General features: G+C 46.6%; 1 protein-coding gene. It reads right to left on the bottom strand.

Annotated features, from left to right (window positions below):
* The coding region (locus IQQ51_RS14485; RefSeq protein ID WP_228012879.1) for a VCBS domain-containing protein at positions 1-4274 on the bottom strand (4274 nt) is incomplete at both ends.

Genomic DNA, 4274 nt, shown 5'->3' with positions numbered 1-4274 from the left:
GACGTACTGTCCGTTAGGTAAATGGATTCGCCAACCGCTTTGTGCTGTTGGTACCGGAGTTAACGATGGTAATAGTGGTGGAACCCCAAGCGTGCCAGATACTTGGTGGCTTCCCGATGGTGGTCTGACAATGATCGGTTCAGGAATAGCACTTGCAGCGAAACCTTGGCTACCTGCGGTATTACCGTGTTCGTCAGTCATTGTTGCTTGTACATTAGAACCGGGATGAACTTCAATTTGTATTCCATGCTGAAGAGTGTGAGCATCTAATACATGATCTTGTCCGTTAACGACAAGATGCTCACCGATTTTTGCATCACCAGGAGGAGTAACGGTTGCTGTGATCGTATTTGCTTGGCCTCGGGCGATTTCAGCTTTACTGTATAAGTTGTCTGCCCCTGCGTTTTCAAAAGTAATCGTAGGAACGCTAACCTGTGTATCGACTTGGTAAGTAACATCTGCAGTGGCATGAGCGCTATTACCTGCGGTATCTGTTACCGCTACTGATGCCTCTATTTTTTGGTCAGCATCGGCGATGAGTTCACTGCCAGGTACGGCAATTGAATAGTGTCCTTTTGCATCGACCACGCCAGTATGCTGTGTCCCATTTACATCTAAAGTCACAATGTCGCCTGTATTAAAATCGCCAGAAACGGATCCGGTGATGTCAATGGAGCTGTTGGACTCTTGAGCATTAATCACATTGTCGGCGGTAATCGGGTCTGTTTGAATAACGACGTGTACTTGCGTATCTATATGGACAGACAGAAGTGAAGATGTTGCATGTAGCACTGATGAGGGAGCCAGTGCTTTGGCGGATAGATTATGATCGCCCTCCGATAAGCTGCTTACTGCAACACTATATTGGCCAGAGGCATCTGACACCGCGTGTCCAACGGGTGTGGAACCATCGTAAATCGTGACTTTCGAGAATGGAATATCAGTGTGTCCGGCAATTGTTGGGGTCGTGTCATTGGTCAGGTTGTCAGTGCTTGATGAACCAGAATCACTGGTTGATGCAAGATCCAGAGTAACGGTGTTCGTTGGTGCGATGTTAGTGCCTGAAGACAAGGTTGGTTGCGTCGTGGTTACCGCAGGTTGTTGAGGTACAGTCGTTGATATGACTAGACCACCCGTTGGTGACGTGGTGACATGTCCCGAGGCATCAAAGGTGATGAATTTCGAATCCTCAGTATGGCCGTCGTTCACTTTTACTTCAAACACATCCACACCATGGTAGGTGTTGGTGGCAGAGTTATAACTCATCCCGGTGATTGACGTATTGGGTGTGTAGACGTAGTCACCAGTGTTTGGATCGACCGACAGTGATCCGAATTGCCCCGTTGAACTGACGACAGAGAAAGTATGTGTGTCTTTAACGTCGACATCTGTCTCTGTTAATGTACCCGTCGTCGATGAGGTTTGGTTTACGCCGAGAATCGGTGCGTCGTTGGTGCCGGTAATGGTGATCTGAATTTCATGCGAAGTCCCGTCCACACTGTGAATCGTGACCGTATCTATTGCGGTTTCACCCTCTGCCAGTTTTTGTACGGCAGGGGAGAAGTTATCCATATTGTATTGCCAACTGCCATCTTCTGAGAGCAGTACGTGACCACCAAGTTTGGTGTCGTAACCAATGCCCGCGTTGTTTTGAGCATGTACCATTGGGTCGAATTTATCTTCACCTATATCAGCATCACTGATGGTGAGTTGCCCTTTAGCTATAAGTGCCTGCATGCCATAGAAGTTATCTTCAGTAACGCCGCCAGTGTCTACTCCGGCGATTGTTGCTGCGTCGGCGACAGGGTCAATATGAAGGGTATTGGTAGCCTCTAACGAATTTTCATGTCCATCATTGACGGTAAACTTAAACTGGACGTCACCATTGAAATCTTGCGTAGGGACGAACTGAAGTTTACTGATGTCAGCTGCAGGGATCTGTTGTCCCGCTGTAACATCGTGCCCATCAAGCACAAACTTACCTTGTGTCGCAGGGGGTAGATCTGTGATTGCGATGGAGTGTAGCGTATCGCCAGTGTCGATATCGGTGAACCCAAACTGACTCGCTTGCATTTGGTAATGTGTATCTTCAGTGCCATGTGCAAGTGTTGTCGCAATGATGGTCGGCTGATCATTGGTGCCTGTCACCGTTATTGTTATATCGTGGGCAGTGTGGTCTGCAGAATAAACACGATATACAACCTTTTCTACTTCACCTTCAGCTAATGATTGCAAGCGACTGTTTGAAACCTCATACCCCCAACTTCCAGCTGGAGTTATTCTTAGATCTCCACCAAAGGGGTCATGTATCGCTTTCTCACCAAATTGGTTAAACCGGAAATGATCTTCGCCTGTGTCAGGATCAGTTACAGACAAAGAGCCTGATATTGCAATCTTTTGAGCTGAGCTGTGCCCGACATTATGATCTTCAATAATCGTTCCCGCATCATTGCCAGAAATCACAGCAGAATCGCGGGTGGGAGTGAGAGTTATTGAGGCTGATGTAGCGACACTTCCACCATGTGTATCCTGCACATCATAGGTAAAGGAGACTTTGCCGTTGTAATCTTGTGTAGGATGAAAGCTGAAGGTTCCGTCATGGTTATCGGTGATATTGCCATGGTCGGCGGTGAGATTGGCCACAGAGAGTTTCCCCGCATCATCGTGGTCGATGTCTGTAGCGTTGGCGAGTAAATCAGAAGCGTGTAGAACAACATCTGTATCTTCAGTTCCAGCCGCAAGTGTAACTGCGGAGCTAACAACGGGAGCATCATTGTCACCTTGGATAGTGACTTGAATTTGATGAGGCGTACCATCAGCAGAAAGCACAGTAACAGTATCAATTAACGTTTCACTACTGCCGAGAGATTGAATCTTTGCGAGGCTATTATCAATCTCATAGCGATATGAACCATTGGATTGAAGAATGAGCTTTCCACCTTCTTGTGTTGTATATCCGGTATCCCATGTGCCTGTTTGTTGGTTTTGATGAAGATTCCCATCAAAATGATCTTCTCCAGCATCGGCGTCAGTAATGGTCAATTGGCCGTTGTATATGATCGTATTACCGGAGTTTAGGGTAAGGTTATGATCCTCTTGAACAGTAAAGGTGTCTTGTCCGCCAATTGTTGCACCGTCATTCGTTCCGTGTACAACTAACGTTAGAGTCTTCGTATCCGTACCACCATTATGGTCATCCACTTTTACCTGAACATGTATAACTTGGTCATTATTTGCTCCCAAGTTTTGATAACTGGCATGGGAGGGGTCAAAAGTGTAACTACCATCATTGTTAAAGGTTAAGCCATCTACAGGTTTATCGATAGTGAAGGTATGCGTGTCTTTTGTATCCACATCCGTGGCATGCATCTGACCAGATAAAAGAGTTCCACCTTCAGTTACCGATTGTGATTGGGCAGAGAGGACGGGTTTATCATTGGTCCCCTCAACGGTAAACTCCACTTTGTGTAGAGTTCCATCAACGCTGTGAATGGTATACTCCTCTTTGAGTATTTGACCCTCTGAGAGATGTTGTACTAAATAATTACTTATATGGTAGTAATAGTTACCATTACTATTAACCTGAAGATCTCCCCCATGAGACCCTTGATAAATACCACCATAGAGCACATCTGGGAATTGCGACTGTGCAGGTCCATCAGGGTCAACAACATGGAACACACCAGAAGCACCAAGGAGATGCCCACTGGAGATATCCACATTGATATCCTCTTTAACCCCAGAACCGGAGCCTGTAATAACCGCTGCATCACCTACTGCACTCAATGAAGTGGTTGCGCCAGTATGCGTAACCCCGCCGTGAGCATCTTGCACATCATAAGTGAAATGAACCTGACCGTTATAGTCTTGGTCTGGATGGAACGTAAATGAACCATCGGCATTCTGCGTGACCGTACCGTGATCGGCAGTTACTGCATCAACGTGTAAAGTGCCAGCATCGTTTTTATCGATATCAGTCGCACCTGCTAATAACTGAGTTTGTGTGATACGAAGAGTCTGATCCTCGGTACCTGCAGGCAACACGCGACTTCCAGTAACGGTAGGCGCATCATTTAACCCTTCAATGTCGATAGTGAGCAGTTGGGTCACTTGAGCTTGATGCAAGTCAGTGACCGTAACTGGAATTTGCAGCTGTTGATGCTCACCTTCCCCTAAATGCTCGTAACTGGCGTGGTTAGGGTCAAAAGAATAACTGCCATCATTGTTGAGATGGAAACCATCCACATTGGCTGTGGTGGTGTAAGTGAGTATGT

It is taken from the genome of Vibrio sp. OPT18, from assembly GCF_015163615.1.
In the GTDB taxonomy this organism is placed as follows: Bacteria; Pseudomonadota; Gammaproteobacteria; order Enterobacterales; family Vibrionaceae; genus Vibrio; species Vibrio coralliirubri.
The sequence above is the reverse complement of the archived record's forward strand: the minus strand, read 5'-3'. Positions and strand labels throughout refer to the sequence as shown.